24 protein-coding genes and 1 riboswitch are annotated in these 25,335 nt (G+C 72.4%); of the genes, 14 read left to right on the forward strand and 10 right to left on the reverse strand.

The window, feature by feature from the left end; genetic code table 11:
* Positions 1 to 53 precede the first annotated feature (53 nt).
* The 3 genes from AB0G35_RS19200 (at position 54) to otsB (ending at position 2,589) form a co-directional block, all read left to right on the forward strand.
* Positions 54 to 1,274 (forward strand): extracellular solute-binding protein, encoded by a 1,221-nt coding sequence (locus tag AB0G35_RS19200; protein ID WP_360950301.1) that lies wholly within the window; start codon positions 54 to 56, stop codon positions 1,272 to 1,274.
* A gap of 70 nt (positions 1,275 to 1,344) precedes the next feature.
* Positions 1,345 to 1,626, forward strand: coding sequence for a DUF3263 domain-containing protein (locus AB0G35_RS19205; RefSeq protein ID WP_360950413.1), 282 nt, complete (start codon positions 1,345 to 1,347; stop codon positions 1,624 to 1,626).
* A 99-nt stretch (positions 1,627 to 1,725) separates the two neighbouring features.
* Positions 1,726 to 2,589, forward strand: coding sequence for a trehalose-phosphatase (otsB, locus tag AB0G35_RS19210; protein WP_360950304.1), 864 nt, complete (start codon positions 1,726 to 1,728; stop codon positions 2,587 to 2,589).
* A 231-nt stretch (positions 2,590 to 2,820) separates the two neighbouring features.
* Here the strand turns inward: otsB and AB0G35_RS19215 are convergent, their stop codons facing one another.
* The 3 genes from AB0G35_RS19215 to AB0G35_RS19225 all read right to left on the reverse strand — a co-directional run bounded on the left by AB0G35_RS19215 (position 2,821) and on the right by AB0G35_RS19225 (position 6,077).
* The gene (locus tag AB0G35_RS19215) at positions 2,821 to 3,510 is read right to left on the reverse strand and encodes a hypothetical protein (RefSeq protein ID WP_360950307.1); all 690 of its coding nucleotides are present in this window, start codon (positions 3,508 to 3,510) and stop codon (positions 2,821 to 2,823) included.
* A gap of 114 nt (positions 3,511 to 3,624) precedes the next feature.
* Positions 3,625 to 5,067: a trehalose-6-phosphate synthase gene (locus tag AB0G35_RS19220; protein ID WP_360950310.1), complete on the reverse strand. Its 1,443-nt coding sequence runs from the start codon at positions 5,065 to 5,067 to the stop codon at positions 3,625 to 3,627.
* Between the two features lie 47 nt (positions 5,068 to 5,114).
* Positions 5,115 to 6,077 carry a glucosyl-3-phosphoglycerate synthase gene (locus AB0G35_RS19225; RefSeq protein ID WP_360950313.1) on the reverse strand — a complete coding sequence of 321 codons (963 nt, stop codon included), beginning with the start codon at positions 6,075 to 6,077 and terminating at the stop codon, positions 5,115 to 5,117.
* A 186-nt stretch (positions 6,078 to 6,263) separates the two neighbouring features.
* A riboswitch (SAM riboswitch) is annotated at positions 6,264 to 6,409 on the forward strand.
* Positions 6,410 to 6,426: 17 nt separating this feature from the next.
* Here AB0G35_RS19225 and thrC point away from each other — a divergent pair.
* The 6 genes from thrC to AB0G35_RS19255 all read left to right on the forward strand — a co-directional run bounded on the left by thrC (position 6,427) and on the right by AB0G35_RS19255 (position 12,379).
* A complete protein-coding gene (thrC, locus tag AB0G35_RS19230) occupies positions 6,427 to 7,719 on the forward strand; it encodes a threonine synthase (protein WP_360950316.1) in 1,293 nt (430 codons plus the stop codon).
* A gap of 55 nt (positions 7,720 to 7,774) precedes the next feature.
* A complete protein-coding gene (locus tag AB0G35_RS19235) occupies positions 7,775 to 8,053 on the forward strand; it encodes a MoaD/ThiS family protein (RefSeq protein ID WP_360950319.1) in 279 nt (92 codons plus the stop codon).
* A 494-nt stretch (positions 8,054 to 8,547) separates the two neighbouring features.
* Positions 8,548 to 8,751, forward strand: coding sequence for a cold-shock protein (locus AB0G35_RS19240; RefSeq protein ID WP_003986833.1), 204 nt, complete (start codon positions 8,548 to 8,550; stop codon positions 8,749 to 8,751).
* Positions 8,752 to 9,140: 389 nt separating this feature from the next.
* A complete protein-coding gene (gene groL / locus AB0G35_RS19245) occupies positions 9,141 to 10,763 on the forward strand; it encodes a chaperonin GroEL (RefSeq protein ID WP_030810521.1) in 1,623 nt (540 codons plus the stop codon).
* A 532-nt stretch (positions 10,764 to 11,295) separates the two neighbouring features.
* Positions 11,296 to 11,928, forward strand: a complete 633-nt coding sequence (locus AB0G35_RS19250; RefSeq protein WP_360950323.1) for a DUF998 domain-containing protein — start codon at positions 11,296 to 11,298, stop codon at positions 11,926 to 11,928.
* A gap of 172 nt (positions 11,929 to 12,100) precedes the next feature.
* A complete protein-coding gene (locus AB0G35_RS19255) occupies positions 12,101 to 12,379 on the forward strand; it encodes a hypothetical protein (protein ID WP_360950326.1) in 279 nt (92 codons plus the stop codon).
* A 19-nt stretch (positions 12,380 to 12,398) separates the two neighbouring features.
* On the opposite strand, the gene AB0G35_RS19260 is transcribed toward AB0G35_RS19255, so the two are convergent.
* The 3 genes from AB0G35_RS19260 to AB0G35_RS19270 form a co-directional block, all read right to left on the reverse strand.
* A complete protein-coding gene (locus AB0G35_RS19260) occupies positions 12,399 to 14,105 on the reverse strand; it encodes a PTS transporter subunit EIIC (protein WP_360950329.1) in 1,707 nt (568 codons plus the stop codon).
* Positions 14,106 to 14,216: 111 nt separating this feature from the next.
* Complete coding sequence (murQ, locus tag AB0G35_RS19265) at positions 14,217 to 15,164, reverse strand: N-acetylmuramic acid 6-phosphate etherase (RefSeq protein ID WP_360950332.1); 948 nt, start codon at positions 15,162 to 15,164, stop codon at positions 14,217 to 14,219.
* A 56-nt stretch (positions 15,165 to 15,220) separates the two neighbouring features.
* Complete coding sequence (locus AB0G35_RS19270) at positions 15,221 to 16,153, reverse strand: MurR/RpiR family transcriptional regulator (RefSeq protein WP_360950335.1); 933 nt, start codon at positions 16,151 to 16,153, stop codon at positions 15,221 to 15,223.
* Between the two features lie 123 nt (positions 16,154 to 16,276).
* On the opposite strand from AB0G35_RS19270, the gene AB0G35_RS19275 reads away from it, so the two are divergent.
* Entirely contained in the window at positions 16,277 to 16,648 is a 372-nt protein-coding gene (locus AB0G35_RS19275; RefSeq protein WP_360950338.1) for a hypothetical protein, read from the forward strand.
* 8 nt (positions 16,649 to 16,656) lie between these two features.
* Positions 16,657 to 16,932 (forward strand): DUF4031 domain-containing protein, encoded by a 276-nt coding sequence (locus AB0G35_RS19280; protein WP_360950341.1) that lies wholly within the window; start codon positions 16,657 to 16,659, stop codon positions 16,930 to 16,932.
* A 171-nt stretch (positions 16,933 to 17,103) separates the two neighbouring features.
* On the opposite strand, the gene AB0G35_RS19285 is transcribed toward AB0G35_RS19280, so the two are convergent.
* Positions 17,104 to 18,384, reverse strand: a complete 1,281-nt coding sequence (locus AB0G35_RS19285) for a Cmx/CmrA family chloramphenicol efflux MFS transporter (RefSeq protein ID WP_360950344.1) — start codon at positions 18,382 to 18,384, stop codon at positions 17,104 to 17,106.
* 201 nt (positions 18,385 to 18,585) lie between these two features.
* Complete coding sequence (locus AB0G35_RS19290) at positions 18,586 to 19,293, reverse strand: hypothetical protein (RefSeq protein WP_360950347.1); 708 nt, start codon at positions 19,291 to 19,293, stop codon at positions 18,586 to 18,588.
* Between the two features lie 120 nt (positions 19,294 to 19,413).
* Between AB0G35_RS19290 and AB0G35_RS19295 the strand changes: the two genes are divergently transcribed.
* A complete protein-coding gene (locus AB0G35_RS19295) occupies positions 19,414 to 20,142 on the forward strand; it encodes a copper homeostasis protein CutC (protein WP_360950350.1) in 729 nt (242 codons plus the stop codon).
* Positions 20,143 to 20,243: 101 nt separating this feature from the next.
* Here AB0G35_RS19295 and AB0G35_RS19300 read toward each other — a convergent pair whose 3' ends face one another.
* The gene (locus tag AB0G35_RS19300) at positions 20,244 to 21,458 is read right to left on the reverse strand and encodes an MFS transporter (RefSeq protein WP_360950353.1); all 1,215 of its coding nucleotides are present in this window, start codon (positions 21,456 to 21,458) and stop codon (positions 20,244 to 20,246) included.
* A gap of 190 nt (positions 21,459 to 21,648) precedes the next feature.
* Here AB0G35_RS19300 and AB0G35_RS19305 point away from each other — a divergent pair, with 190 nt between their 5' ends.
* Complete coding sequence (locus AB0G35_RS19305; protein ID WP_360950356.1) at positions 21,649 to 22,029, forward strand: transcriptional regulator; 381 nt, start codon at positions 21,649 to 21,651, stop codon at positions 22,027 to 22,029.
* A gap of 249 nt (positions 22,030 to 22,278) precedes the next feature.
* Here AB0G35_RS19305 and AB0G35_RS19310 read toward each other — a convergent pair whose 3' ends face one another.
* Positions 22,279 to 24,354 (reverse strand): AAA family ATPase, encoded by a 2,076-nt coding sequence (locus tag AB0G35_RS19310; protein ID WP_360950359.1) that lies wholly within the window; start codon positions 24,352 to 24,354, stop codon positions 22,279 to 22,281.
* A gap of 632 nt (positions 24,355 to 24,986) precedes the next feature.
* Here AB0G35_RS19310 and AB0G35_RS19315 point away from each other — a divergent pair.
* The gene (locus AB0G35_RS19315; RefSeq protein ID WP_360950362.1) at positions 24,987 to 25,214 is read left to right on the forward strand and encodes a hypothetical protein; all 228 of its coding nucleotides are present in this window, start codon (positions 24,987 to 24,989) and stop codon (positions 25,212 to 25,214) included.
* The last annotated feature ends 121 nt before the right edge of the window (positions 25,215 to 25,335 follow it).

A 25,335-nucleotide genomic window follows, 5' to 3' on the forward strand; every position in this document is an offset into this window, starting at 1 on the left:
AGCGGGTGCAGCGGCGGTACTTGAGCCTGGCGGCGGCGGCAACGGCCACCACCATGACACTGACACTCACCGGCTGCGGCGGCGGACCGGGTGACGACGACGTCACCCTCAAGCTGATCGCCGCGGACTACGGGGACAGCGAGGCCAACAGCTCCCAGCACTACTGGGACCAGCTCGCCCGCGCCTTCGAGAAGAAGAACCCCGGCATCAAGATCGACGTCGAGGTCGACAGCTGGACCAATGTCGACAAGCACGTCGAGGACCTGGTCAAGGACGGCAACGCCCCCGACCTCGCCCAGATAGGCGCCTACGCCGACTACGCGGCCAAGGGCAAGCTCTACAGCGCCGACCAGCTGCTCTCCATACCGGTCCAGGCCGACTTCACGCCCGCCCTCGCCGAGGCCGGCGAATACCACCGCGTCCAGTACGGCATGCCCTTCGGCGCCAGCACCCGGCGGCTCTTCTACAACAAGAAGCTGTTCGCCCAGGCCGGCATCACCAGCCCGCCGAAGACCTGGGACGACATCGCCCACGACGCCGCCCTGCTGAAGGCACACGGCGTCAAGATGCCCTACGCACTGCCGCTCGGCCCCGAGGAGACCCAGGCCGAGACGCTGATGTGGATGCTCAGCGGCGGCGGCAGCTACACCGACAGCATCGGCAAGTACCAGATCAACTCGCCGCAGAACATCAAGACCTTCAACTGGCTGAAGAACGACCTGGTCGGCAAGGACCTGACCGGCAGCGACCCGGCCAAGCTCAACCGCGAGGACGCCTTCGCCGGCTTCGCCGCCGGCGACGTCGGCATGCTCAACGGCCACCCCACCCTCATGAAGCAGGCCGAGGCCAAGGGCATCGACTACGGCACCGTCGACCTGCCCGGCGTGCACGGCCCGGCCAAGGCCACCATGGGCGTCGCCGACTGGATGATGGCGTTCAAGCAGAAGGGCCACCGCAAGGAGGCCGGCAAGTTCCTCGACTTCGTCTACAGCGACAAGAACGTGGTGAAGTTCTCCGGCCAATACGGACTGCTGCCCGTCACCACCTCCGCCTCCCAGCAGATGCTGGCCGACGACCACTACGCCAAGCTGCACAGCTTCCTCAAGCAGCTGGCCGGCGCCGAGTTCTACCCCGCGGACAAGACCTCCTGGCCGATGGTCTCCAAGACCATCAAGGCCAAGATGGGCGCCGTGGTCGGCCCGAACGGCAACCCGTCCGGCGTGCTCACCGACATCCAGAACGCCGCGGACGCCGAGGACAACAGCAGCCAGTGACGCCCGCGCGGGGCCGGGCCACCCGCCCGGCCCCCACCCCGTCCGACCGTGCGCTTATCGTGGGAACGTGATGACGAGCGGCCCCGGCAGTACGGACGACCCGCAGGCCACCGGCGGCGCGGGCGGCTCCGGGCTGTCCGCCCGGGACGAGGCGGTGCTCGCCGTCGAGCGCCGCTCCTGGCCCGGCCCCGGCCCCAAGGAACGCGCCATCCGCGAGCGGCTCGGCCTCTCCCCGACCCGCTACTACCAGCTCCTCAACGCCCTCCTGGACGACCCCCGGGCGCTCGCCCACGACCCCGTCACCGTCAACCGGCTGCGCCGGATCCGCGACGCCCGCCGGGCCCGCCGCTGACCGGGCGCGCTGCCGCGGCACGGGCGGTACCGCGACCCGTCGGCCCGATGCGCCCGTGCACCGGCCGTGCGCCCGCCTGCCGCCGGTAGGGTCGGCGGCATGGGCAGCCCCCCGAACGTGCCGACCCCCGTCACCCCCGCCGGCCGCGACGGCCTCGCCGCGCTGCTGGCCCACCCGGAACGCGCCGTCGTCGCCCTCGACTTCGACGGCACCCTGGCCGACATCGTCCCCGACCCGGAAAAGGCCCGCGCCCACGACGGCGCGGTCACCGCCCTCGGCCGCCTCGTACCGCACCTGCGCGCCGCCGCGGTGATCACCGGCCGCCCGGCCGCCGTCGCGGTCCGCCTCGGCGGTTTCGCCGACGTCCCCGGGCTGGGCCACCTCACCGTCCTCGGCCACTACGGCGCCGAGCGCTGGGAGGCGTCCACCGGCACCGTGCACGCCCCGCCGCCGCACCCCGGGATCGCCGCCATACAGGGCGAACTCCCCGGCGTCCTGGACAGCTCCGGCGTCTGGCACGGCACCTGGGTCGAGACCGCCGTCGAGCGCAAGGGCGGCCGGGCCATCGCCATCCACACCCGCCGCGCCGACGATCCCCAGGGCGCCTTCGAGCGGCTGCGCGCACCGCTCACCGCGCTGGCCGAACGCCACGGCCTGATCGTCGAACCGGGCCGCCTCGTCCTCGAACTCCGCCCGCCCGGGATGGACAAGGGCGTCGCGCTCGCCGACTGGATCCGCGAAACCGGCGCCTCGACGGTCCTCTACGCCGGCGACGACCTCGGCGACCTGGCCGCCTTCGCCGCCGTGGAGAAACTCCGTTCCGAGGGCCTGACCGGGCTCCTGGTGTGCAGCGGCAGCAACGAGGTCACCGAACTCGCCGACCGCGCCGACCTGGTCGTCGCCGGCCCGACCGGCGTCGTCGACCTGCTCGGCGCACTGGCGGCCCGACTCACCAGCCGGTGAGCCCCCCTCAGCGGGAATACCACCCACCCCCGCCACGTTGTGGCCCCGCAGGGGGCCTTCGCGTCCCCTACGGGATCTGTTCGACCCTCCCTAGGGGACGAGCCACCCCCCCGGCCAGCGCATCCACCCCCAGACCAGGGCAGCCCCTGCACCAGGGCAGCCCCCCCCGCACCAGGGCACCCACCCCGCCCCCGGCCCCCCGGCACAGCCACCCCCAGCCGCTGCCTCCCGTTACCTCCCCAGCCCCAGTACCGCCTCCGCCGTCGTCCAGTCCCGTGCGATGGCCTGCTGGGCCTTCGTCAGGTCGGCCTTGCCCGAGCAGATTGCGGCCTTGAGGCGGTTCTCCACCACGTCCTTGGGGTTGTTGGGCCCGGCACCCGGCCGGTGCCCCGGGGACGGCGGTTCGACCCACAGGTTGCGGGGATCGTTGGGGTCGCCGCCCAGCTGGAGGCTGATGAGGTGGTCGTACTCGGCGTCGTGCAGCGGGCCCGTATAGCCGTACGACGCGGCATTGGCCTTCTTCTCGCGGCCGGTGATGTTCACCGGGGGCCGGATGTCCTTGGTGTAGCCGCTCCGGCAGATCGTCGACCTGAGCGTCGCCGGGGTCACCTTCGGATTCGTCGCGCCCGGTGTGCACTTCGGGTCCGGCAGCGGCTGTCTGCCGGCGGTGTGGCGGACGTGGCAGGTACCGGGGGCGGGCTGCCGCTGCACGGTGTACGCACCCTGGGGGCCGGGCCCCACGGCTATCGCCCCCGAGGGCGAGGCGGGGGACGACGTCCCCGAACGGCCCGAACCGCCCTTCGCATCGGGATGGGTCCGGACGGACGAACACCCGCCGGCCGTGAGAGCCAGCACGGCGACGGCCGCCGCCATCGCGGACGTACGGACGGAAAGCGGCAGGGCACGCGCGGAGTTCGGCATGGAGAAGAACTACCCCACCGCGGACCGGAACAGCCCGCGCCCCGGTGGCGCGGACCTGAACGGCGCGGGGCACGCCCAGAGGCACCGCCTCCCCACCGCGCCCGCCCCGCCCCCTCACCCCGCCTGCAACGCCCGCAACTGGTCCAGGAACCAACGCGCCGGCGGCAGCGCGGTGGCCGCCGCGGCCAGGCGCTCGGTGCGCTCCGCCCGTTCACCGGCCTTCATCGTCAGCGCCTCGTGCAGCGCCCGCGCCGTGCCGCCCACGTCGTACGGATTGACCGTCAGCGCCGCAGCGCCCAGCTCCTCATGGGCGCCGGCCTCGCGCGACAGCACGAGCGCACAGCCCTCCTCGGACACCACCGGGATCTCCTTGGCGACGAGGTTCATCCCGTCCCGGATCGGGTTGACCAGCGCCACGTCCGCCAGCCGGTACGCCGCGAGCGACCGCGCGAAGTCGTCCTTCACGTGCAGCACCACCGGCCGCCAGCCCTCGGTGCCGAACTCGGCGTTGATCTCCTCGGCCAGCCGCCCGACCTCCGCGGTGTACTCCCGGTACACCGCAAGGTCCTGCCGCGAGGGGTACGCGAACGCGACGTGCACCACCCGCTCCCGCCACTCCGGCCGCTCCACCAGCAGCTCCCGGTACGCCAGCAGCCCGCGCACGATGTTCTTCGACAGCTCCGTACGGTCCACCCGCACGATGCTCCGGCGCGCCGCCCCGTCCGGGCCGGTGCCGATCTGCTCGCGCAGCGCCGCCAGCCGCTCGTCCACGTCCGCCCGCCGCGACCGCTCCCGCAGGAACCCGGCGTCCGCCCCCAGCCCGTACACCCCGAGCCGGGTGCCGCCGGTGCCGCCCAGCACCTCGGCGCAGCACGCGCTGAACGCGTCCGCCCAGCGGTGCGTCAGGAACCCCAGCTGGTCGGCGCCCGTCATCCCGCGCAGCAGCTGCTCGGCGATCCCGTCCGGCAGCATCCGGAAGTACTCCGGCGGCGCCCAGGGGGTGTGCGAGAAGTGCGCGATCTTCAGGTCCGGCCGCAGCGCCCGCAGCATCCCGGGCACCAGCGCCAGGTGGTAGTCCTGCACCAGCACCGCCGCGCCCCGGCCCGCCTCGCCGGCGAGCGCCTGCGCGAAGGCGTGGTTGTACGCCTCGTACGCCCCCCACTGGCGCCGGAACTCCGCGTCGAAGACCGGTTCCAGCGGCGTCTGGTAGAGCATGTGGTGGACGAACCACAGCACCGAGTTGGCGATGCCGTTGTAGGCGTCGGCGTGCACATGGGACGGAATGTCCAGCATCCGGACGCGCTGTCCGCCGGTGTCGGCCCGGTCCAGCACGTCGCCGGTCCGCCGCACCTTCTCCCGGTCGCCCTCACCGAGCGCGGCACACACCCACACCGCGTCCGTCTCGGGACCGATCGCCGACAGCCCCGACACCAGCCCGCCCCCGCCCCGCTTCGCGGTCAGCGCCCCGCCCTCCCCCACGGCGTACGAGACCGGTCCGCGGTTGGACGCGACGAGAACCTCGGCACCTGCGTTGCCCACACTGCGCTCGGAGACCATGTCGCGAGATTAACCAGTGACAGATCCGTGCAAACGTGCGACGCGGGTCAGGCCGCCCGCCTGGCCGCGTATTCCGGGATGTCGGTCATGGGCGGCCGTTCCTCGGTGTCCACGTCCGTGGTCCGGGGCACGAAGCCCGCCTCGCCGCGGTCGAACTGGGTGAGCCGGGGCCGCACCAAGTGGCCGCGGGCCAGGCGGAGTTGGGCGGTGCGGTAGATCGCGGCGGCCATCCTGCCGAGGGCCTGGCCGTCCTGATGGCGGTGCTTGCGTACGCCGACGTCCACCTGGGCGAGGGCGTCCAGGCCGACGGTGTGCAGTGCGTCGACGAGCAGGCCCAGCTCGACGCCGTAGCCGACCGGGAAGGGCAGCCGCTCCAGCAGCGAACGGCGGGCCGCGTACTCGCCGCCCAGCGGCTGGACGAAGCCGGCCAGCTGCGGCCAGTGGAGGTTGAGCAGCGGACGGGCGACGAGTTCGGTGACCCGGCCGCCCTGGCCCGGCCCCGCACCCTCGCCCCCGGTCTCCAGCGGGCGGTCGTACATCGCCTTGACGAACTGCAGGTCCGGATCGGTCAGCAGCGGCCCGACGATCCCGGCGACGAAGGTCGCGGAGAACTCGCGCAGATCGGCGTCGACGAAGCAGACGATGTCGCCGGTGGTCGCGAGAAGCGAGCGCCACAGCACCTCGCCCTTGCCGGGGACGACGGGGAGCCGCGGCAGCACCGCGTCACGGTGGACGACCTTGGCACCGGCCGCCGCCGCGACGTCGGCCGTCCGGTCCGTGGACCCGGAATCCAGCACCACCAGCTCGTCGACCAGCGGGACGGCGTCGGTCATCAGCTCGGCACGGATCGTCGCCACGATCGCGCCGACCGTGGCCTCCTCGTCCAGCGCGGGCAGGACGACACTGACCGTACGGCCCGTCTGGCGCTTGGCCGCCAGCAGCTGCTCCAATGGGCGATCGGCAGCCGACCACGAGCGACTGCGCAGCCAGCGCTCCACCTCTTCCAGCACGTTTACGACTCCTCGGTGGCCGCCGGTGCAGCGGTCGCTATGTGGTCCATCGTGTGATCCATCTCGCGGTTCGGACGACTATCTCAACTGTCAGTGCCTTCGGTTACAGTCTTGAACAACGCGGATGACCCTCGCATGCCGGGGTCGCCACGCGACAAACGCCTGGGTTTCGTCCCAGCGCCATACCGCTCATCCAGAGGGGCAGAGGGATACGGCCCGTTGAAGCCCCGGCAACCCTCCAGTCGGTCTCCGCGTCCAGCGCGCCGAGGCTCCCGGCTAGGGAAGGTGCCAAATCCGTCTCGCGACGAGATGCGCCGCGAGGAAGATGAGGAGAAAGGGCCTCGCCTCCATGGCTGTGCAAGTCACCGAAACCACCGCAAACCCCACTCCCGTCGCTCTGGGCCCCGCCGTCGCGTTGTCCTGCCGGGAGTGCGGTGAGCGCTTCGACCTCGGCCCGATCTTCGCCTGTGCCAGCTGTTTCGGGCCGCTCGAAGTCGCCTACGACCTGCCGAGCGGCGACCCTGAGGCCCTGAGGAAGCAGATCGAGGCCGGCCCGGACAACATCTGGCGCTACGCCCCGCTGCTCCCGGTCCCCGCCGACGTGGCCGAGAAGCCGAACCTCAACCCCGGCTTCACCAAGCTCGTCAAGGCCGACCGGCTCGCCGCCGAGCTCGGCGTCACCGGCGGCCTGTACGTCAAGGACGACTCCGGCAACCCGACCCACTCCTTCAAGGACCGCGTCGTCGCGATCGCCGTCGAGGCCGCCCGCGCCTTCGGCTTCACGACCCTGTCCTGCTCCTCGACCGGCAACCTCGCCGGTGCGGTCGGCGCCGCGGCGCGCCGCGCGGGCTTCAAGTCCTGCGTCTTCATCCCGCACGACCTGGAGGCCGGCAAGGTCGTCATGGCCGCGATCTACGGCGGTGACCTGGTCGGCATCGAGGGCAACTACGACGACGTCAACCGCTTCTGCTCGGAGCTCATCGGCGACCCGCTCGGCGAGGGCTGGGGCTTCGTCAACGTCAACCTGCGGCCCTACTACGGCGAGGGTTCCAAGACCCTTGCCTACGAGATCTGCGAGCAGCTCGGCTGGCAGCTGCCGGACCAGATCGTCATCCCGATCGCGTCCGGCTCCCAGCTGACGAAGATCGACAAGGGCCTCAAGGAGCTGATCGCCCTCGGGCTGGTCGAGGACAAGCCGTACAAGATCTTCGGTGCCCAGGCGGAGGGCTGCTCGCCGGTGTCGACGGCCTTCAAGGCCGGGCATGACGTCGTGCGCCCGCAGAAGCCGAACACCATCGCCAAGTCGCTGGCGATCGGCAACCCGGCGGACGGTCCGTACGTACTGGACATCGCGCGCCGTACCGGCGGTGCGGTGGAGGACGTCGACGACGAGCAGGTCGTGGACGCGATCAAGCTGCTGGCCCGGACGGAGGGCATCTTCGCGGAGACCGCGGGCGGGGTGACCGTCGGTGTGACCAGGAAGCTCATCGAGGAGGGGCTGCTCGACCCGGCGCTGACCACCGTTGTCCTCAATACGGGTGACGGCCTGAAGACGCTGGACGCGGTCGCGCCGACCACCGGGCCGACGGCCACGATCCGTCCGAACCTGGACGCGTTCCGCGCGGCCGGCCTGGCCGGCTGAGTCCGCGCCGTCCTTCGCACACGTACTCCGTAATCCCTGTCCGGAAGGCAGAACCATGAGCGTCACGGTCCGCATCCCCACCATCCTCCGCACGTACACCGGCGGCGAGGCCGAGGTCACCGCCGAGGGCGCGACCCTCTCCGAGGTGATCGCCGATCTGGAGGAGAACCACCAGGGCATCGCGGCCCGGGTGCTCGACGACGCCGGCAAGCTGCGCCGCTTCGTGAACGTCTACGTCAACGACGACGACGTCCGCTTCGAGCAGGGGCTGGAGACGCCGACGCCGGACGGCGCGGGCGTCTCGATCATCCCCGCGGTCGCCGGAGGCTGCTGACCTTCCGTCCGGGCCGGCCGCGCGTTCTTACGGGCGCGCGGCGTCCGGATGTTGAGAGAACAGGCGCGGATTTGCGCCATCTCTTCCCCTGCTTGACCGGAATTGCCCCGTCCATCAAAAACGGACGGGGCAATTCCGTTTCGTTAAAGGGGATAACATTGTGGCGATCTCCTCGCTGTATATGTCCCCGGGTATGCCGAGCGCATAAGAATCCATGCTGAGTTGTGCTCAAAGTGTGTGCGGCATTTGCCGGTTAGGCACCCCTATGCCCGGCCAGGCTTGCCCGGGAGAATCGCGATTTCGCCGCATATAGCCGATTCTCCGGCGCCAGAATTCTCGTCCGATTGACCTGTTGCGCTGGGCATCGGTCCAGATACATTCAGCGGCGGTCGACGCGTTCCGGCGCACACCCCACGGGCCTTTCGCGGGGTGAGGTCTGACCCGGGTCCGCGGAGTGCGGTCCTGCGCAAGGGCCAGTAATAGGGGAGTTAGGCATGGCTCAGGGCACCGTCAAGTGGTTCAACGCGGAGAAGGGGTACGGCTTCATCGCGGTCGACGGTGGTGCGGATGTATTCGTCCACTACAGCGCGATCCAGATGGACGGCTACCGCACCCTTGAGGAGGGCCAGCGGGTCGAGTTCGAGATCTCGCAGGGCCAGAAGGGGCCGCAGGCGGACATGGTCCGGGTGGCCGGCTGAGGCGCCGACCGACTGCTGCGTTGTGAAGGCCCGTACCCCTGAAGGGGTACGGGCCTTCTGCCGTCGCCCGACTGCCCTCAGTCCTTCGGGCGGCTTGCGCCCACCCGTCGCCCGGCCGCCGCCCCCCAACGACGCCCTTCGGGCGGCTTGCGCCCACCCGTTGCCCGGCCATCACCCCCCAACGTCGCCCCCGGGCGGCTTGCACTCGCATGGCCCGAGTGCTAATCATTGGCGTTAGCACTCTCCGAGTGAGAGTGACAATGAAGGACCGGGTCGGTGAGGCCCGCAGGCCGGGTGGGGCAAGGAACCACAACAGGTCTGCAGGTCGTCCGTCGCGGGCGCCAGCGCGGTCCGGAGCAATCCACCCCAGTCCGGGAGGACCACTTCACATGGCCAAGATCATCGCGTTCGACGAGGAGGCACGGCGCGGTCTCGAGCGCGGGATGAACCAGCTCGCCGACGCCGTCAAGGTCACCCTCGGCCCCAAGGGCCGCAACGTCGTCCTCGAGAAGAAGTGGGGCGCCCCCACGATCACCAACGATGGTGTGTCCATCGCCAAGGAGATCGAGCTCGAGGACCCGTACGAGAAGATCGGCGCCGAGCTGGTCAAGGAGGTCGCGAAGAAGACGGACGACGTCGCCGGTGACGGCACGACGACCGCGACCGTCCTGGCCCAGGCTCTGGTCCGCGAGGGCCTGCGCAACGTCGCCGCCGGCGCCAACCCGATGGCCCTCAAGCGCGGTATCGAGAAGGCCGTCGAGGCCGTCTCCGCCGCCCTGCTGGAGCAGGCCAAGGACGTGGAGACCAAGGAGCAGATCGCCTCCACCGCCTCCATCTCCGCCGCCGACACCCAGATCGGCGAGCTGATCGCCGAGGCCATGGACAAGGTCGGCAAGGAAGGCGTCATCACCGTCGAGGAGTCCCAGACCTTCGGTCTGGAGCTGGAGCTCACCGAGGGTATGCGCTTCGACAAGGGCTACATCTCGGCGTACTTCGCCACCGACATGGAGCGTATGGAGGCGTCGCTCGACGACCCGTACATCCTCATCGTCAACTCCAAGATCGGCAACGTGAAGGACCTGCTGCCGCTCCTGGAGAAGGTCATGCAGTCCGGCAAGCCGCTGCTGATCATCGCCGAGGACGTCGAGGGCGAGGCCCTGTCGACCCTGGTCGTCAACAAGATCCGTGGCACCTTCAAGTCCGTCGCCGTCAAGGCCCCGGGCTTCGGTGACCGCCGCAAGGCCATGCTCGGCGACATCGCCATCCTCACCGGTGGCACCGTCATCTCCGAGGAGGTCGGCCTCAAGCTGGAGAACGCCGGTCTCGACCTGCTCGGCCGCGCCCGCAAGGTCGTCATCACCAAGGACGAGACCACCATCGTCGACGGTGCCGGTGACAGCGAGCAGGTCCAGGGCCGGGTCAACCAGATCCGCGCCGAGATCGAGAACAGCGACTCCGACTACGACCGCGAGAAGCTGCAGGAGCGCCTGGCGAAGCTCGCCGGCGGTGTCGCGGTCATCAAGGCCGGTGCCGCCACCGAGGTCGAGCTCAAGGAGCGCAAGCACCGCATCGAGGACGCCGTCCGCAACGCGAAGGCGGCCGTCGAGGAGGGCATCGTCGCCGGCGGTGGCGTGGCCCTGCTGCAGGCCTCCTCGGTCTTCGAGAAGATCGAGCTGGAGGGCGACGAGGCCACCGGTGCCGCGGCTGTGAAGCTGGCCCTGGAGGCCCCGCTGAAGCAGATCTCGGTCAACGCCGGCCTTGAGGGCGGCGTCGTGGTGGAGAAGGTGCGCAACCTGGCCGTCGGCCACGGTCTGAACGCCGCCACCGGCGAGTACGTCGACATGGTCGCCGAGGGCATCATCGACCCGGCCAAGGTCACCCGCTCCGCGCTGCAGAACGCCGCCTCCATCGCGGCGCTCTTCCTCACCACCGAGGCCGTCATCGCCGACAAGCCGGAGAAGGCCGCCGCGGCCGCTCCGGGCGGCATGCCGGGCGGTGACATGGACTTCTGATCCACCGCGCCGGACCTCCGGCCCGCTGGACCAGAACGTTGATCCTCCCGGATCACCCGTCCTGAACGCCGGGGCGGCACCCTCCTTGCAAGGGGGGTGCCGCCCCGGCGGCGTTTTTCCCTCGGGGCCGCCGCCGTGCCTCTGAGCCTCTCCGGGCGGGGACGGCATCGCGGTTACGCTGTGCACCGGATCGGCTATGGACAGTCACGGTCAAGGGTCTCGGGGTGGCCGCGCCCCCTGTGATCGCAAACGAAGGAGTGTTCGTGCGAGCCAGGGTGCGTAGAGGTCTGATCAGGTCCGATGCGGGCGGCGACTGATCATGTCCGGGCAAGAGCGGAACGCGAACCTGCCGGGGGGACGAGCGCGATGCGATGACCGGGCGGCCCGGCCGCGGTGGGCGGGGGGACGAGCGGGGGAGGCCGAGCCACGGGGAACCGCCCGGCCCGGCGATGCGGGTCGCCGGTACGCGGGCCGGCCCGGTTGTCCGGGGCACCGGGAGGCCTGGGCGGCCCGGCTGCTCGCCGTCGCCGCCGTGCTCTACAACGGCTGGCTGCTGGAGTTCGCGCTGCCGACCGGCCTCGACCCGCGGCACTCGTACGTCAGCGAGCTGTACGCCGCCGACCAGCCGCTACGCGCTCTCTTCGGCGGCATCGAGTGCGTCTGCGCCACCTTCGTCGTCCTGGGCGCGCTGCTGGCGTACGGGTCGGCGGCGGGCGGCTGGTCCCGCGCCGGGTGGGCGGCGCTGGCCGGCCTGGGGCTGTCGTCCCTCGCCGACGTGGCGCTGCCGATGCGCTGCGCGCCCTCGCTGGAGCCCGGGTGCGAGGCCGTACACCCCTGGCACACGGCCACCAGTGCCCTGGCGCACTTCTTCCTCTTCGCGTCGATGGCGCTGCTCAGCCGCGCCGCCGTGGTCGAGCGCCCGCGCCGGCAGCTGATCCGCCGGTGGGGGCCGCGGGTGCTGGCACTGGCCCTGCCGGCCGCCGTGTGCACCGTGGGTCCGCTGTTCGGCCGGCCCGGCTGGCACGGTGTCCCGCAGCGTGTCCATCTGGTCCTGGTGGGCGTGTGGTTCGCCCTGCTGGCCGCCGCCTCACATCGCTCGGCCGCGGCGGCCCGGGCGTCCGCGGCCCCCCGCACGGAGACCCGCTCGCCCGCGGCCACCCCCTGAGCGGCCGTCAGACGGTGACGTCGGGGCCTCGCCCGCTACCACTCCCCGCGGGCGGTGGGCGTCAATCGTGCGGGACCGTCTCACTCCTTCGAGGGTGGCGGGCGTCCGCAGAACCGGGTATTTGACCGAACCGATCGATGACCGCGCGCCGGGCGCGTACGCTGCTCCGACGATGACCGAGTTTGTCGAAGAAGTCCGTTCTCGTGTGGTGCGCCTGCTCCAGATGGCCAACACCACGGACGACCGGCTGCGCAAGCAGATCATCGCCTATGCCGACGCGACCCCCGAGCCGCCGCTGATGGGCGCGGACGGCATCGGCACGACGGGCTGCCCCCGCTGCCGCCGCACCATGTGGCAGCAGCGGGACACCGAAGGGCCCGTCTGGGTCTGCGCGTTCTGCGGTCACGTCGAGGCGGTGACCACCCGCGAGCACGAGGGGTCCGGTGCTTAGCGGACTCCCTTGGCGCACGTCACTGGGTTCCGGCCGATGCCCGGGCGGTGGGGGGTGGCGCGGCGGGGGCCGCTGTCGCCGGTTCCTCTGCCTCTTCCGCCACCTCAGCCGGTTGCGCAGCTTCCGCCGGTTCCGGTGATTCCGCCGGTTCCGCCGGTTCCGGCGATTCCGGTGGGTGCGGTGGGGTGTTGAGGTCGGTACGCAGCTGTCTGCTGAAACCGAAGAAGTACGTGGCCAGAAAGCCGGTCAGATAGCCGACGGCCAGGCCCAGGGCGTAGACCACGAGTGTGGTGACGATGCCGTGGTTGCCCTGGACGAGGGGGAACAGCGCCCAGCCGGAAGGGCCGATGGCGGTGGCGCCGACGGTGTCGCCGAGCTGGTGGAACAGGCCGATGAAGCCGCCGCCGAACGCGCCGCCGAGGCAGGCGGTCACGAAGGGCCGTCCGAGGGGGAGCGACACGCCGTAGATCAGCGGTTCGCCGACGCCCAGGAAGCCCGCGGGCAGCGCGGACTTGATGGTCGTACGGACCGAGCGGTTGCGGGGGAGGCGGACGTAGACGGCGAGGGCGGCGCCGACCTGGCCCGCGCCGGCCATGGCGAGGATCGGCAGCAGGACGGTGTAGCCCTGCTGCTGGATGAGGGTGGTGTGCAGCGGGATCAGGGCCTGATGGAGGCCCAGCATGACGAGGGGGAGGAAGAGCCCGCCCAGGAGGAAGCCGGCCGCCGCGCCGCCGTGCGCGAGCAGCCAGGTGGCGAAGGAGCCGATGGCGGTGGCGGCCGCACCGGCGACGTACATCAGGCCGAAGAGCGTGACCAGGCCGGTGGTCAGGACCGTCAGGGTGGGGGTGAGGAGGACGTCGAGGGCCTCGGGGATTCTTTTGCGGCAGTGCTTCTCCACCTGGACGGCGAGGAGTGCGGCGGCCAGTGCGCCCAGTACGCCGCCCTGGCCCGGGGAGAGGTGGCGGCCGAAGGCGGTGATGTGGCTGACGCCGGGGAAGACGACGACCGCGGCGACCGCACCGCCGAGGACCGGTGTTCCGCCGAATTCCTTGGCGGTGTGGTGGCCCACGAACACCGCGATCAGCGACATGAAGCCGGAGGCGATGGCGGTGAGCGCGGGGACGACGGACGGCAGCCAGCCGAGGTTGGTGAGCAGGCCGTTGATGCCGGCGACGATGCCGCAGCCGATCAGCGCGGGGATCAACGGGACGAAGATGTTCGCCACCCGGCGCAGGAACAGCTTGACCGGGGTGGCGTTCCGGGCCTTCTGGCGGGCCTTGAGCGCGGTGCCCCGGGCGGCGAGCTGCTCGGCGGTGGTGGGCGGAGCAGTGGTGGAGGGCCGTGCGGTGCGGGGCGGCGGTGCGTCGGCGGGCGGCTGTGCGGTGGTGGCCGGCTGCGCGGCGGTCGGGGGCCGGGCGGTCTCGGGCGCGGTCTCCGGCGGGGCTTCCGGTTCCGCGGTGCTGCGGGCCCGATCCAGCAGGGTCTCGAAGGCGGGGGTGACCCGGGCGACCGCGCCGGGGCCCAGCACGATCTGGTAGGCGGACCCGTCGTCGACGACCCCCATGACGGCGGGCAGCGCCTTGAGGTCCTCGTTCCGGACCAGGGAGCGGTCCCGGATGCCGAGGCGGAGCCGGGTCATGCAGTGGGCGACGGAGGTGACGTTGGGGGCGCCGCCGACCAGCGGGAGGAGCGCGGCGGCGGTGGCGCGGTGGGTGTCTTCGGACATGTGCGGTGCCTTGCTGTGCGGACAATCCGGGGCAGGGGGCGGCGGCGGGCAGGGCGGAGGGACGGCAGGGGAGGAGACGGGGAGCGAGCCGGGCAAGGGCGGCCGGCGGTGTCAGCGGGATCCGGCGGCTTCCAGAGCTGCGCGCAGATGGCCGTCCGAGGCGGCGAGGAGGCGGGCGGCGGTCGGGCCGTCGACGCCGGCGAGCAGGGTGAGGATGGCGTTCTTCACCTCGCCGTCCGTTATGGCCAGCGCGGTCTCGATCTCGGTGTCGGTGGCGCCGGTGGCGAGCGCGACGATCCGCCGCGAGCGGGCCCGCAGCTTGTCGTTGGAGGCGCGGACGTCGACCATCAGGTTCCCGTAGGTCTTGCCCAGCCGGATCATGGTGATGGTCGAGAGCATGTTCAGCACCAGCTTCTGCGCGGTGCCCGCCTTGAGCCGGGTGGAGCCGGTCAGCAGCTCGGGGCCCACCACGATCTCGATGCCGTGCTCGGCGGCCGCGGCCAGCGCCGAACCGGCATTGCAGGACAGGCCGATGGTCAGCGCGCCGCGGGCCCGGGCGTGCTCGACCGCGCCGATCGCGTAGGGGGTGCGGCCGGAGGCCGAGATGCCGACGACGGTGTCCCGCTCGGTCAGCCCGATCGCGATCAGGTCCTCGGCCGCCAACTGCTTGCTGTCCTCGGCCCCTTCGACGGCCGTGACCAGCGCGGACGGGCCGCCGGCGATCAGGCCCAGGACCTCGGAGGGATCGGTGTTGAAGGTCGGCGGGCATTCGCTGGCGTCCAGCACCCCGAGCCGGCCGGCCGTACCGGCGCCGGCGTAGACCAGCCGGCCGCCGCGGGCCATCCGGGCGGCGGTGGCGTCGATGGCGGCGGCGATCTCGGGGAGCCGCCGGGCGACCGCGGCGGGGACGGTGGCGTCCTCGTCGTTCATCGTGCGGGCGATGTCGAGGGTGGAGCGGCGGTCGATCTCGGCGAGGTCGGGACGGAACGCCTCGGTGGTGAGGCCGTCCAACTCGGCGCGCAGATCGGCATAGTGGGGGTGGCCGGCGGTGGAGGTCATGGCTCGGTGGCTCTTTCCGGGTCGGGCGCACGCCGCCCCCGTGCGGCGGGCGGCGGTCAGGGCTGGTGGCGGTGGGCCAGCGCCTCGTAGGAGGCGGAGAGGGCGGGCGCGGCGGTCTCGTACGTCCGCTGCGCGACGCCTATGAACAGGCAGTCCACGACCAGCAGTTGGCTCGTCCGGGAGGACATCGCCGCCGGGCGCAGTTCGCTCTCGCGCGCGGTGGAGGTGGTCAGGATGTGGTCGGCGTACGCGGCGACCTCGCCGTCCGGGCGGCCGGTGATGGCGATCGTCGTCGCGCCGTGGTCGAAGGCCACCCGCAGTGGCTCTATGACGTCGGTGGTCCGGCCGGAGTGGGTGATCGCGAGGGCGACGTCACCGGCCCGCATCTGCACGGCGTTCGTCACCGCGAGGTGCGGGTCGGCGTGCGCATGCGCGATCAGGCCGATGCGCAGCAGCTTCTGGGCGAGGTCCTGGCCGACGAGGTTGGACGCGCCGATGCCGTACACGTCGATCCGGCGGGCGGACGCGAGGGCGGCGACCGCCGCTTCGAGCTGGGTGACGTCCAGGGCGGCCGCGGTGTCGGCCAGGCACTGCTGCTCTTCCTGCGCCAGCTTGGCGACGACGTCGACGAGGGAGTCGTCGACCGCTATGTCGGCCGTCACCGCGGGCGCGCCGCCGGCCGCCTGCTGCGCGGCGAGCGCGGCGAGCGCAAGTCGGAGGTCGCGGTAGCCCGGATAGCCGAGCAGCCGCGACGTACGTACGACGGTGGCTTCGCTGGTGCCGGTGCGCTCCGCGAGGCCGGTGACAGTCAGTGCGGCGCAGCCGGCCGGGTCGCTCGCGACGGTCTCGGCGACCCGCTGCATGGAGCGGGTCATCGTCGGCGCGAGGGTGCGGACCTTGGCGGCCAGCGCCGCGGGGGCGGGTGGGGCCGGGGCCGGTCGGGTCTCGACGGCCACGTCCTTGAAAGTTTCCTTCAGGCTGCTGCTCACGCTTGAAAAGTAATTTCATCTCCCGCATCGCGTCAATACCCTCCGTGAGGGCTGTGGACAACGCACCGCCTCCGCCGCCCGGCCTGTGGACAACGCCGAGCGGCGTCGGGCGGCCGGGAGACAATGGAGGGCATGGAGCTGGAGCAGGCATTGCATGCCGCGCGGGCGCTGGTGCTCGCCGACCTGATGGCGGACGAGGTGGCGGACGCCGACATCGTCTCGCTCGTCGAGGACGCGGTCGTCCACCGCCGGTGGTGGGTGGAGCAGTGGCCTGAAGGCGCGGCGTTCGTCGCGGGACTGATCGCGCAGGACGTCCAGGACGCCCTCCTGGACCGGTACGGCCGTTGGCCGCTGTGCCCGGTGTGTGGGGAGTCGGGCGACCCCCATTCCCTCGATGTGGAGCCGGAGTTGGGGCCCGACCCGCACTGGGTCTGCCCGAAGACGGCGGTCGCGGTCGCCCGCGTCGGCCGGCTCCGCGCCCCGGCGGAAGGCTGAGGTGGCCGTTGGCGATCTACATAGACCCGCCGATCTGGCCAGGGCACGGCCGTATGTGGTCGCACCTGGTCAGCGATGTGTCCTTCGCCGAGCTGCACGCCTTCGCCGCGCGCATCGGCGTGCCCCGGGGCGCCTTCGAGCGCGACCACTACGACCTGCCGGCCGAGCGGTACGGCGATGCGGTGCGCGCCGGGGCGGTGGAGGTCGGCAGCAAGGAACTGCTGCGCCGGCTGACGGCCGCCGGCCTGCGCCGGCCCAAGCACCGGCCGGCACGGACCCAGTAGGCCGCGGGTGTTACGGACGTGAGCGGTGGGGCGCGAGTGTTACGGACGTGGGGCGTGAGGCGGGTGAACGGACACGAGCCGTGTGTGGCGTGATCGCTGTGGAAGTGGCCCGGCGCGGCCTGTCGGCGCGCCGGGCCGTGGTCGCGGCAGCTTGGAGCTGCCGTGCGGTCCCTAGAGCTGCTTCGCGGTTTCCGGAGTGGTCGTCGTGGCGGCCGCCGGGCCCGTCGGAGCCGCCGTCCCCGACGAGGCGATCAGCCGTGAGCGGTTCGTTGTGCGGTGCAGCCGGAAGGCGACGGCGGTGGTGAGGACCGCGACCGCGGCCAGCGCCGCACCGGTCCAGGCCACGGACGGGTAGCCCCAGCCCGCGCCGATGGCCAGGCCGCCCAGCCAGGGTCCTACGGTGTTGCCGATGTTGAAGGCCGCGGTGGTGGTCGCGCCGGCCAGCGTGGGCGCGGCGTTCGCCACGTTGAACATCCGGGCGTTCAGGGCCGGGGCCGTGGCGAACGCGGTCACCCCGAGCATCAGCGACAGCGCAATCGCGGCCACCGGGCTGTGGGCGGTCAGTGCCAGGACGGCGAGGACGACCGTGGAGGCGGAGATGCCGCAGAACAGCGTGGCGAAGAGATGGGCATCGGCGACTCGGCCGCCGATGAACGTCCCGATCAGCGCGCCGACGCCGAACAGCGCCAGCACCGTGGGCACCCAGCTCTCGGCGAGCCCGGCGGTGTCGGTCAGCAGCGGCGAGAGGTAGGAGAACAGCGCGAAGACCGCGGCGCCGTTCATGGCCGTCGCGGTCAGCGCCAGCCACACCTGCTTGTCCTTGTAGATGGTCAGCTCGCGGCGCAGCTGCGGGCGGTCGTCGCCGGTCGGCACGCTCGTCCGCGGCACCAGCGCGACGACGCCCAGCAGGCCCACCGCGGCGAGCCCGGCCACGGCCCAGAAGGCCGCGCGCCACCCGGCGTGCTGCCCGAGCAGGGCGCCGGCCGGCACGCCCGCGATGTTGGCGATGCTCAACCCGCCGACCATCACGGCCATCGCCCGGGCCCGCGCGGTCACCGGGACCAGCGAGACCGCCACCGCCGCACCGACCGCCCAGAAGCCGGCGCAGGCGAGCGCGCTGACCACCCGGGAGGCGAACAGCACGCCGTACGTCGGGGCCAGCGCGCCCGCCACCTGGCCGAGGCCGAAGACCGCGAGCAGCGCGATCAACGTCGTACGGCGCGGCAGGCGGAGCGTGGCGGCGGCGAGCACGGGTGCACCCACCACCATGCCGATCGCGAAGGCGGACACCAGGAGGCCGGCCTGCGGAATGGAGACACTCAGATCACGGGCCAGGGGCTGGAGGATCCCGGACAACATGAACTCGGAGGTGCCGAGGGCGAAGACCGAGAGGCCGAGAACGTAGACGGCAAGGGGCAGACGGGCGCGGTCGGACGGTGCGGGAGCTGGCATGTCAGCTACTAACAGCAATAGGAGGCCTTACATTCCCGCCGCCGGGATCGACTGCGTGACGGCCCGACGATGCCGACCTTGCGGTCCTGCGCCGCCGCAGCCGTTCGGTCATCCGCCGCAGCCGTCCCGCCATCCGCCGCAGCCGTCCGGTAGTCCGCCGCAGCCTTTCGACGCCGGCCCGGGCCGGCGCGGCCCGTCCGGTCATCCGCCGCCGGTCAGCAGGTCCAGTTCCGTCGCCAGGTTGCGGCGGGCCAGGTGTTCCCAGCGGTCGTAGCCCCGCGGGGTCCTGAACAGGCGGGGCAGCGCCAGGAGTTGACGCAGGACGGCGGAGCGGCCGGCGGCGAAGTCCGCGTCGGGCACGAAGGAGTACTCGTCGCGGACCTCGGCGGCGTAGGCGGCGTACGCGTCGGGCGAACCGGCGAGCACCGCGAGATCGGCGTCACACAGCACCTCGCCGTCCGGGTCGTCGGGTGCCGGGTCGTGGGTGACGGTGAGCCGCACCAGCCGGGCCACCTCGGCCGTACGGGCCGCGCCGACGCCCAGTTCGGGCAGCGCCCGCTCGGCCAGGGCCGCGCTGCGCTCCTCGTTCTCCGAGCGGTCCGGCCGGTAGACCGCGTCGTGGAACCACGCCGCCAACTGGACGACGGGCAGATCGTCGGCGTGCTCGGCGAGTTCGTCGATCCGGTCGAGGACCGCGGCCAGGTGCGCCACGGTGTGGTACCGCCGCTGCGGCTCGCTCCAACGGGAGAGCAGGTTCTCCGCGTACGGGGCGGGGTCGGGCGCCGGGGCTCCTCCGGGCGCGGCGGCCTTCCTCGTGCTGCGGGCCGCGGCGACCGTGGCGGCCCAGCGCGTGCGCAGCTCCGGTACCGGGTCGATGGTGCTGCCTGCCGTACGGGACACGGACGTCATGCGCATCATTGTGCCCTGTGCCCGGCGACCCCGTAGGCTGGGAATATTGGACTAGACCTGTTGGGTGGTGTGGGGACGCAGGTGCTTCCGCGCCACCTGTCGCCGGAGGATTGGGGTCATATGAGGAAGCGCGCGCTCCTGGAGGTGATCGCGCTCGGCCCGGAGGACGCGGTCGCCGCCCAGGAAGGCGGTGCCGACCGCCTGGAGCTCGTCACCGACATGGCGGCCGACGGGCTCACGCCCGCGACGGCCGCCTTCGCGGCGGTCCGGGCGGCGGTCGATCTGCCGCTGCGGGTGATGCTGCGGTCCGCCGACGGGTTCGCGGCCGGTGATCTCCCGGCGCTGTGCGGGCGGGCGGCGGCCCTGCGGGAGGCCGGGGCCGAGGAGTTCGTCCTCGGGTTCCTGACGCCGGACGGGCGGCCCGACCGTGCCGCGGTGTTGGCGCTGGCCGACGTGATCGACGGCTGCCCCTGGACCTTCCACCGGGCCATCGACCGGGCCGCCGACCGGGACGCGCTGCGCAAGGAACTGGCCGCCCTGACGAGCGCCGGGCTCGACACGTATCTGACCGCCGGCGATCCCCAGGGGGTGGCGGCCGGCCGGGCGGTCCTGGTGGCCGAGCAGGCCCGCACCGCGGCGGGCGAGCCCGGGTACGCGCCGCGCATCCTGGTGGGCGGCGGTCTCGGCCTCGACCACGTCCCGGCGTTGCGCGCGGCCGGCCTCGACGCCTTCCACATCGGCGGCGCCGCCCGCCCCGGCGGCTGGTCCGCACCGGTGGACGCGGCCGCGGTACGGCGGTGGCGCGAGGCACTGGACCAGGAGGCGGAGCAGCCGGTTCCGTTGGGGTGACGGGGGCTGGGGCTCCTCGCGGAGACAGTCCTCGGGGGGCGTTGCTCCTTGGAGGTGCTTCTTGCGGGTCCTCCTTGGGGGTGCTCCCTGGGGTGTGTTCCTTACGGACGTGCCGCCGGAGCCCGGGTCCCGGATACGGAGGCGGAACGGGCGGAGGGAACGGGCGCGTCCGCCCCGGCCGTCCGCCGGCGGGTCGTGACCGCCGCAAGGATGACCGCCACCAGGGCCAGTGGCGTGGAGGCGAGGGGGAACCAGCGGTCGCCCAGCACGGTGAGGGCGAGGCTGCCGACGCCGCCCGCGGCGGCCATGCCCAGATAGAGCGCACTGCTGTTGAGGGAGATCAGCAGCGGCGCGTTGGGCGGGTCCAGGGAGGCGAGGCGGTGCGGCAGTGCCACCGCGACCGCCCATCCGGCGAGCGGTGAGAGGGCCGCGTACACCAGTGCGCCGGGCATCGTCATCGAGATCCACGGCAGCGCGAGGAAGGCGAGCGCGGCCAGCGAACCGCCGGTGAGCAGCACGGCCCGGACGCCCAGCCGGTCGACCGCCCGGCCGCCCAGCCAGTTGCCGACGACCGAGGCGAGGCCGGACACCAGCATGATCAGGCTGAGTCGGCCCGCGTCGCCCCCGGTGGCGGGGCGTACCGCGGTGCCGAGGTAGATGTAGACGGCGTTGAAGGCCACGAAGAACACCAGCGTGGTGGCAGCCGCGGCCAGGACGCCGCCGTTGCGCAGCGGGGCGAGGCGGGCGCGCAGGCCGGGCGCGGTGGCCGGCGCCGGCAGGTCGCGCAGCAGCAGGGAGAGGCCCAGGAACGCCGCGGCGCCCAGGGCGACCACCAGCCACATGGTCAGCCGCCAGTCCGTGCGCCCCAGGTAGGTGCCGAGGGGGACGCCGAGCGCGGTGGCCACCGTCATGCCGCCGAGCACGGTCGCCAGCGCCCGGCCGCGCCGCTCGGCCGGGACGAGCCCGGTGGCCACGGCGTTGGCCGTCGGGGTGTACAGGGCGGCTCCGGCCGCGGCCAGCACCCGGGTGGCCAGCAGGACGGGGTAGTTGGGGGCCAGGGCGCTCAGCGCGTTGGCGGCCGTGAAGACGGCGAGGGCGGTCAGCAGGACCCGGCGGCGCGGCCACCGGGCGGCGGCGGTGGCGAGCACGGGGGCGAGGACGGCGTAGGAGAGGGCGAAGACGGTCACCATCTGGCCGGCGGCCGGAACGGAGACGCCCAGGTCACGGGCGATCAGTCCGAGGATGCCGGCCATCACCATGGAATCGGTGCCCATGGCGAAGGTGCCGAGGGCGAGCAGGAGCAGGCGGAGACGCACGGGTGTCCTTCCCGGTACGAGCGGGGACGAGGCAAGGCGCAACTACGCGGCGACCCGGCGCGGTGGGCGCGTGGGTGCGACGTGCGTTTGATGTACGTCAAACAATATGGACTGTTTGGTGGATGTCAAACAGTTTCCGCGGCGAAATACAGTGGGGCATGAGCGAGCGACGGAAGGAGGCCGGACGGCCGTGGTGAGTGGCGTCGGTACGGACGGCGGTGACGGGGCGCTTCTGGCGCAACCGGACACCGAGGACATCCAGCTGGTGAAGGTGCTGCACGCGCTCGGGGACCCGACCCGGCTGCATCTGCTGCGGATCTACGCCAGCGGGCAGCAGTACGACTGCTCGTCGGAACGGCTGGGCCTCGGCCATCTGCACAAGTCGACCGTCTCGCACCACATGCGGACCATGCGCGAGGCCGGGATCACCTCCACCCGGGTCGTCGGCCGCAACCGCTACGTGCAACTACGGCGCGCCGACCTCGACGCGCGATTCCCCGGCCTCCTGGACGCACTGCTCAACTCGGTCGAGCGGGAGGAGCTGTCGGGGGCGGGGGGCGGCGAAGCCTGACCGGAGCCCGGGGCTTGGCCAGGGGCACGGGCCTGGCGGAGTCCGGGGCTTGGCCAGGGGCACGGGCCTGGCGGAGTCCGGGGCTTGGCCAGGGGGGCGGGTCTGGCGGGGGCAGGGGTCTGGCTGAGGGTGCGGGCCTGGTGGGGGCTGCTGCAGGCGGCGCGGCGGGGCGGTACGCCGACGCCGCGGGTGGCCTGACCGGTGCTGCGGCGGCCGGCCCGCGATCGCCCGGGCCGGCCCTCGGGCCGTCTAGGCCGCCCCGTCCGACAGTTGCTCCGGCAGGGGCGCCGCGTGGACCACCGTCAGACCGGAGACCGGGCGGGTCAGGCAGACGTACAGGCGCCGCAGGCCGGTTCGTTCGTCCGGTTCGCCGTCGACGATCGCGGCCGGCTCGTCCAGCACCACGTAGTCGTACTCCAGGCCCTTGGCGAGCGTGGCCGGCACCAGCGTCAGCCGGGACCCGGCCGAGGTCTCCTCACCCGGGGCCAGCGCCGTCACCCCGGCCGCCTCCAGCGCCGCACGCAGCTCCGGAATGCGCGCCTCCGCCGCGATCAGACCGATCGAGCCCTCCTTCGTCAGCGCATCGTCGCAGGCCGCGAGGGTCGCCGCGGTCAGCTCCGCGGCCTCGACCCGGCGGATCGCGAAATCCCCCGCCGCCTCACGGATCGAGGTGGCCTCCGTCAGATCCGGCGCGATGGCCGGCAGCAGCCGGGACGCGTACGCGATCACCTCGTGCGGCACCCGGAACCCCTGCGTGAGCTCCTCCACCGCCGCACCCGGCTTGCCCAGATGGGCCAGCGCCTCCTCCCAGGTGTCGGTCGCCCACGGCGTCGTCCCCTGGGCGATGTCGCCGAGGACCGTCGCCGAACCCGTCGTACAGCGCCGGCCGACCGCCCGGTACTGCATCGGGGAGAGGTCCTGCGCCTCGTCCAGCACCACATGACCGAGCGAAGGGGTGCGCTCCACCAGGTCCGTCGCCTCGTCGATCAACACCGCGTCCGCCGCGGACCACTTGGCGCTCTTCACACTGCGCGCCGGTTTGGTCCACAGGATCGTCTTCTGCTCCTCGGGCGACAGGATCCCGTCGGCCTGCTCCGCGAGGAACTCGGCGTCGCCCAGCAGCCGCAGCACCAGCTTCGCCGGATCGACCGGCGGCCAGACCTCCTTGACCACGGCCTTCACGGCGGCGTTCCGGGCCACCGCGTTCTGCACCCGGTCGTCCGGCGCCTCCCCGGCCTGCTCCATCCGCACCAGCACGGCATGCGCGATCCGCTGCGGCAGCGCCTCGCGGGCCGCGCCGTAGCGGATGTCGCGCGCCATCAACTCCTGCACCATCTCCTGCAGTTCGTACGCCGGTACGCGCCAGCGGCGGGAGCCGCGGACCACCACACAGGGCTCCTGCGGCAGCGTGATGTGCGAGCGGACGGCCCGCCGCAGCACCTCCGCCATCCGCGCATCCCCCTTGACCGTCGCCGCGGCCGCCTCGTCCGTACCGCGGACCTCGACGTGCGCCACCAGGTCGTCGACCGTGGCCTGCTTGACCTCCAGCTCGCCCAGCGCCGGCAGCACCTGCTCGATGTACTGCAGGAAGGAGCGGTTCGGGCCGATGACGAGGGTGCCCGCCCGCGCCAGCCGCTCGCGGTGCGCGTAGAGCAGATACGCCACACGGTGCAGACCGACCGCCGTCTTTCCGGTGCCCGGCGCCCCCTGCACACACACCGAACCGGCGAGGCCGGCACGCACGATCTCGTCCTGCTCGGGCTGGATCGTCGCGACGATGTCCCGCATCGGGCCGACGCGCGGCCGCTCGATCTCGGACTGGAGGAGCCGGCTGGTCTGCTCCAGTTCTGCGGGATCGGTGAGGCGCTCGTCCTCGTAGGCGGTCAACTCGCCGCCGGTGTAACCGAAGCGGCGGCGCAGCCTGAGATCCATCGGGTCCTTCTTGGAAGCCCGGTAGAACGGCTGGGAGACGGGCGCGCGCCAGTCGATGACCATCGGGTCGCCGTCGGCGTCGTGGACATGCCGTCGGCCGATGTAGAAGTTCTCCCCGTCCGCGCCCTCGGCGAGGTCGAGGCCCGGCGCGTGGAGGTAGTCGAGGCGGCCGAAGAACAGCGGCGTGTGCGAGAGATCGGCGAGCGCCTTGATCCGGGCGTCGATCTCGCCCTGGAGCACCTCGGCGTTGACCCAGTTCGCGGTGACGTCCGCGATGTTCAACGACTCGGCGTCGGCGCGCATGGCGCGGAGCGCGGCGCGGGAAGCGGCGAGATGGGCGCGTTCGCGCTGGAGGGGCTCGGCGTCGGACAGGTCAGGGGCGTGCGAGGGCACGGCATTGCCTCCGGTGGCGGTACTGCGGCGGGCGCGCCGTGGTGCGCGGGCGCGGCGGGCCGGTGTCGGTGCGTAGCGCAGGTCGTGCGATGCGCGGGTCAGCGGCGTGAAGCGAAGGCCGGCCGGTTTCCGACCGGGCGGCGGCACTCCCCGGCGGGAGGCAGGCAGACGCGCGATTGTAGTCAGGGGTGGATGGCGGCGCCAACGAATTATGGCGGGCGGGAGGGAGGGAGGGAGGGAGAGAGGAAGGCGGGGGGAGAGAGGAGGGAAGGCAGGAGGAAGGCGGGCGGGCGGGAGGGGCGAGGGCGCGGGGCGCTCATGCTGCACGCAGGGTTGGGCGCCGGGCGGTGCGCAAGGCCGGGCGCCGGACTGTAGGCAAGGCCGGGTGCTGAGCTGTAGGCGAGGCTGGGTGCCGGACTGTAGGCAAGGCTGGGTGCCGGGCCGGATCCAGGGTGGTCCGCGCCGTACGCCGGACCGTGTGCCGGGCGCCCCCGCCGTACCGCGGGTTGACGACCCCTACAACCGTAGGTCTCCCGTAGGGGACGGAGTGGGTCTGGAGGTTGACGTCCAGCCCGCCGAGGATCGACCCGTGGACCGATGTGCGGCAATCGCGTGAAATTCATCATTGACCCATGAGCAGCGCAACGATTCCACCCACCTCGATCCCGACCGTCCCGTCCATCCACCCGGCCAAGGGCGCCACGGCCCTCGGCGCGGCCCCGGCCGCCGGCACCGCCTCGGCTCCCGGGCACCGTCATCTGGTGGGCAACGCCCTTCGCGCGATAAAGGTCTTCGCCGCCGCGGCCTTCAGCGTCGTCGTCCTCGGTGAGTACGCGGACGACCGGCGGGCCGAGGGCTGAGTCCCGAGAGCCGAGCCACGCGGGCCGAGCGCCGCCCGGCTGTGCCTGGGCGACTCCGTAACGACATCCGGATGACCGGAAACCGTTACGGCCGGCCGGCCCCGATCCACTAGCGTCGGCG

Source organism: Streptomyces sp. NPDC021749, assembly GCF_040640655.1.
Lineage (GTDB): Bacteria > Actinomycetota > Actinomycetes > Streptomycetales > Streptomycetaceae > Streptomyces.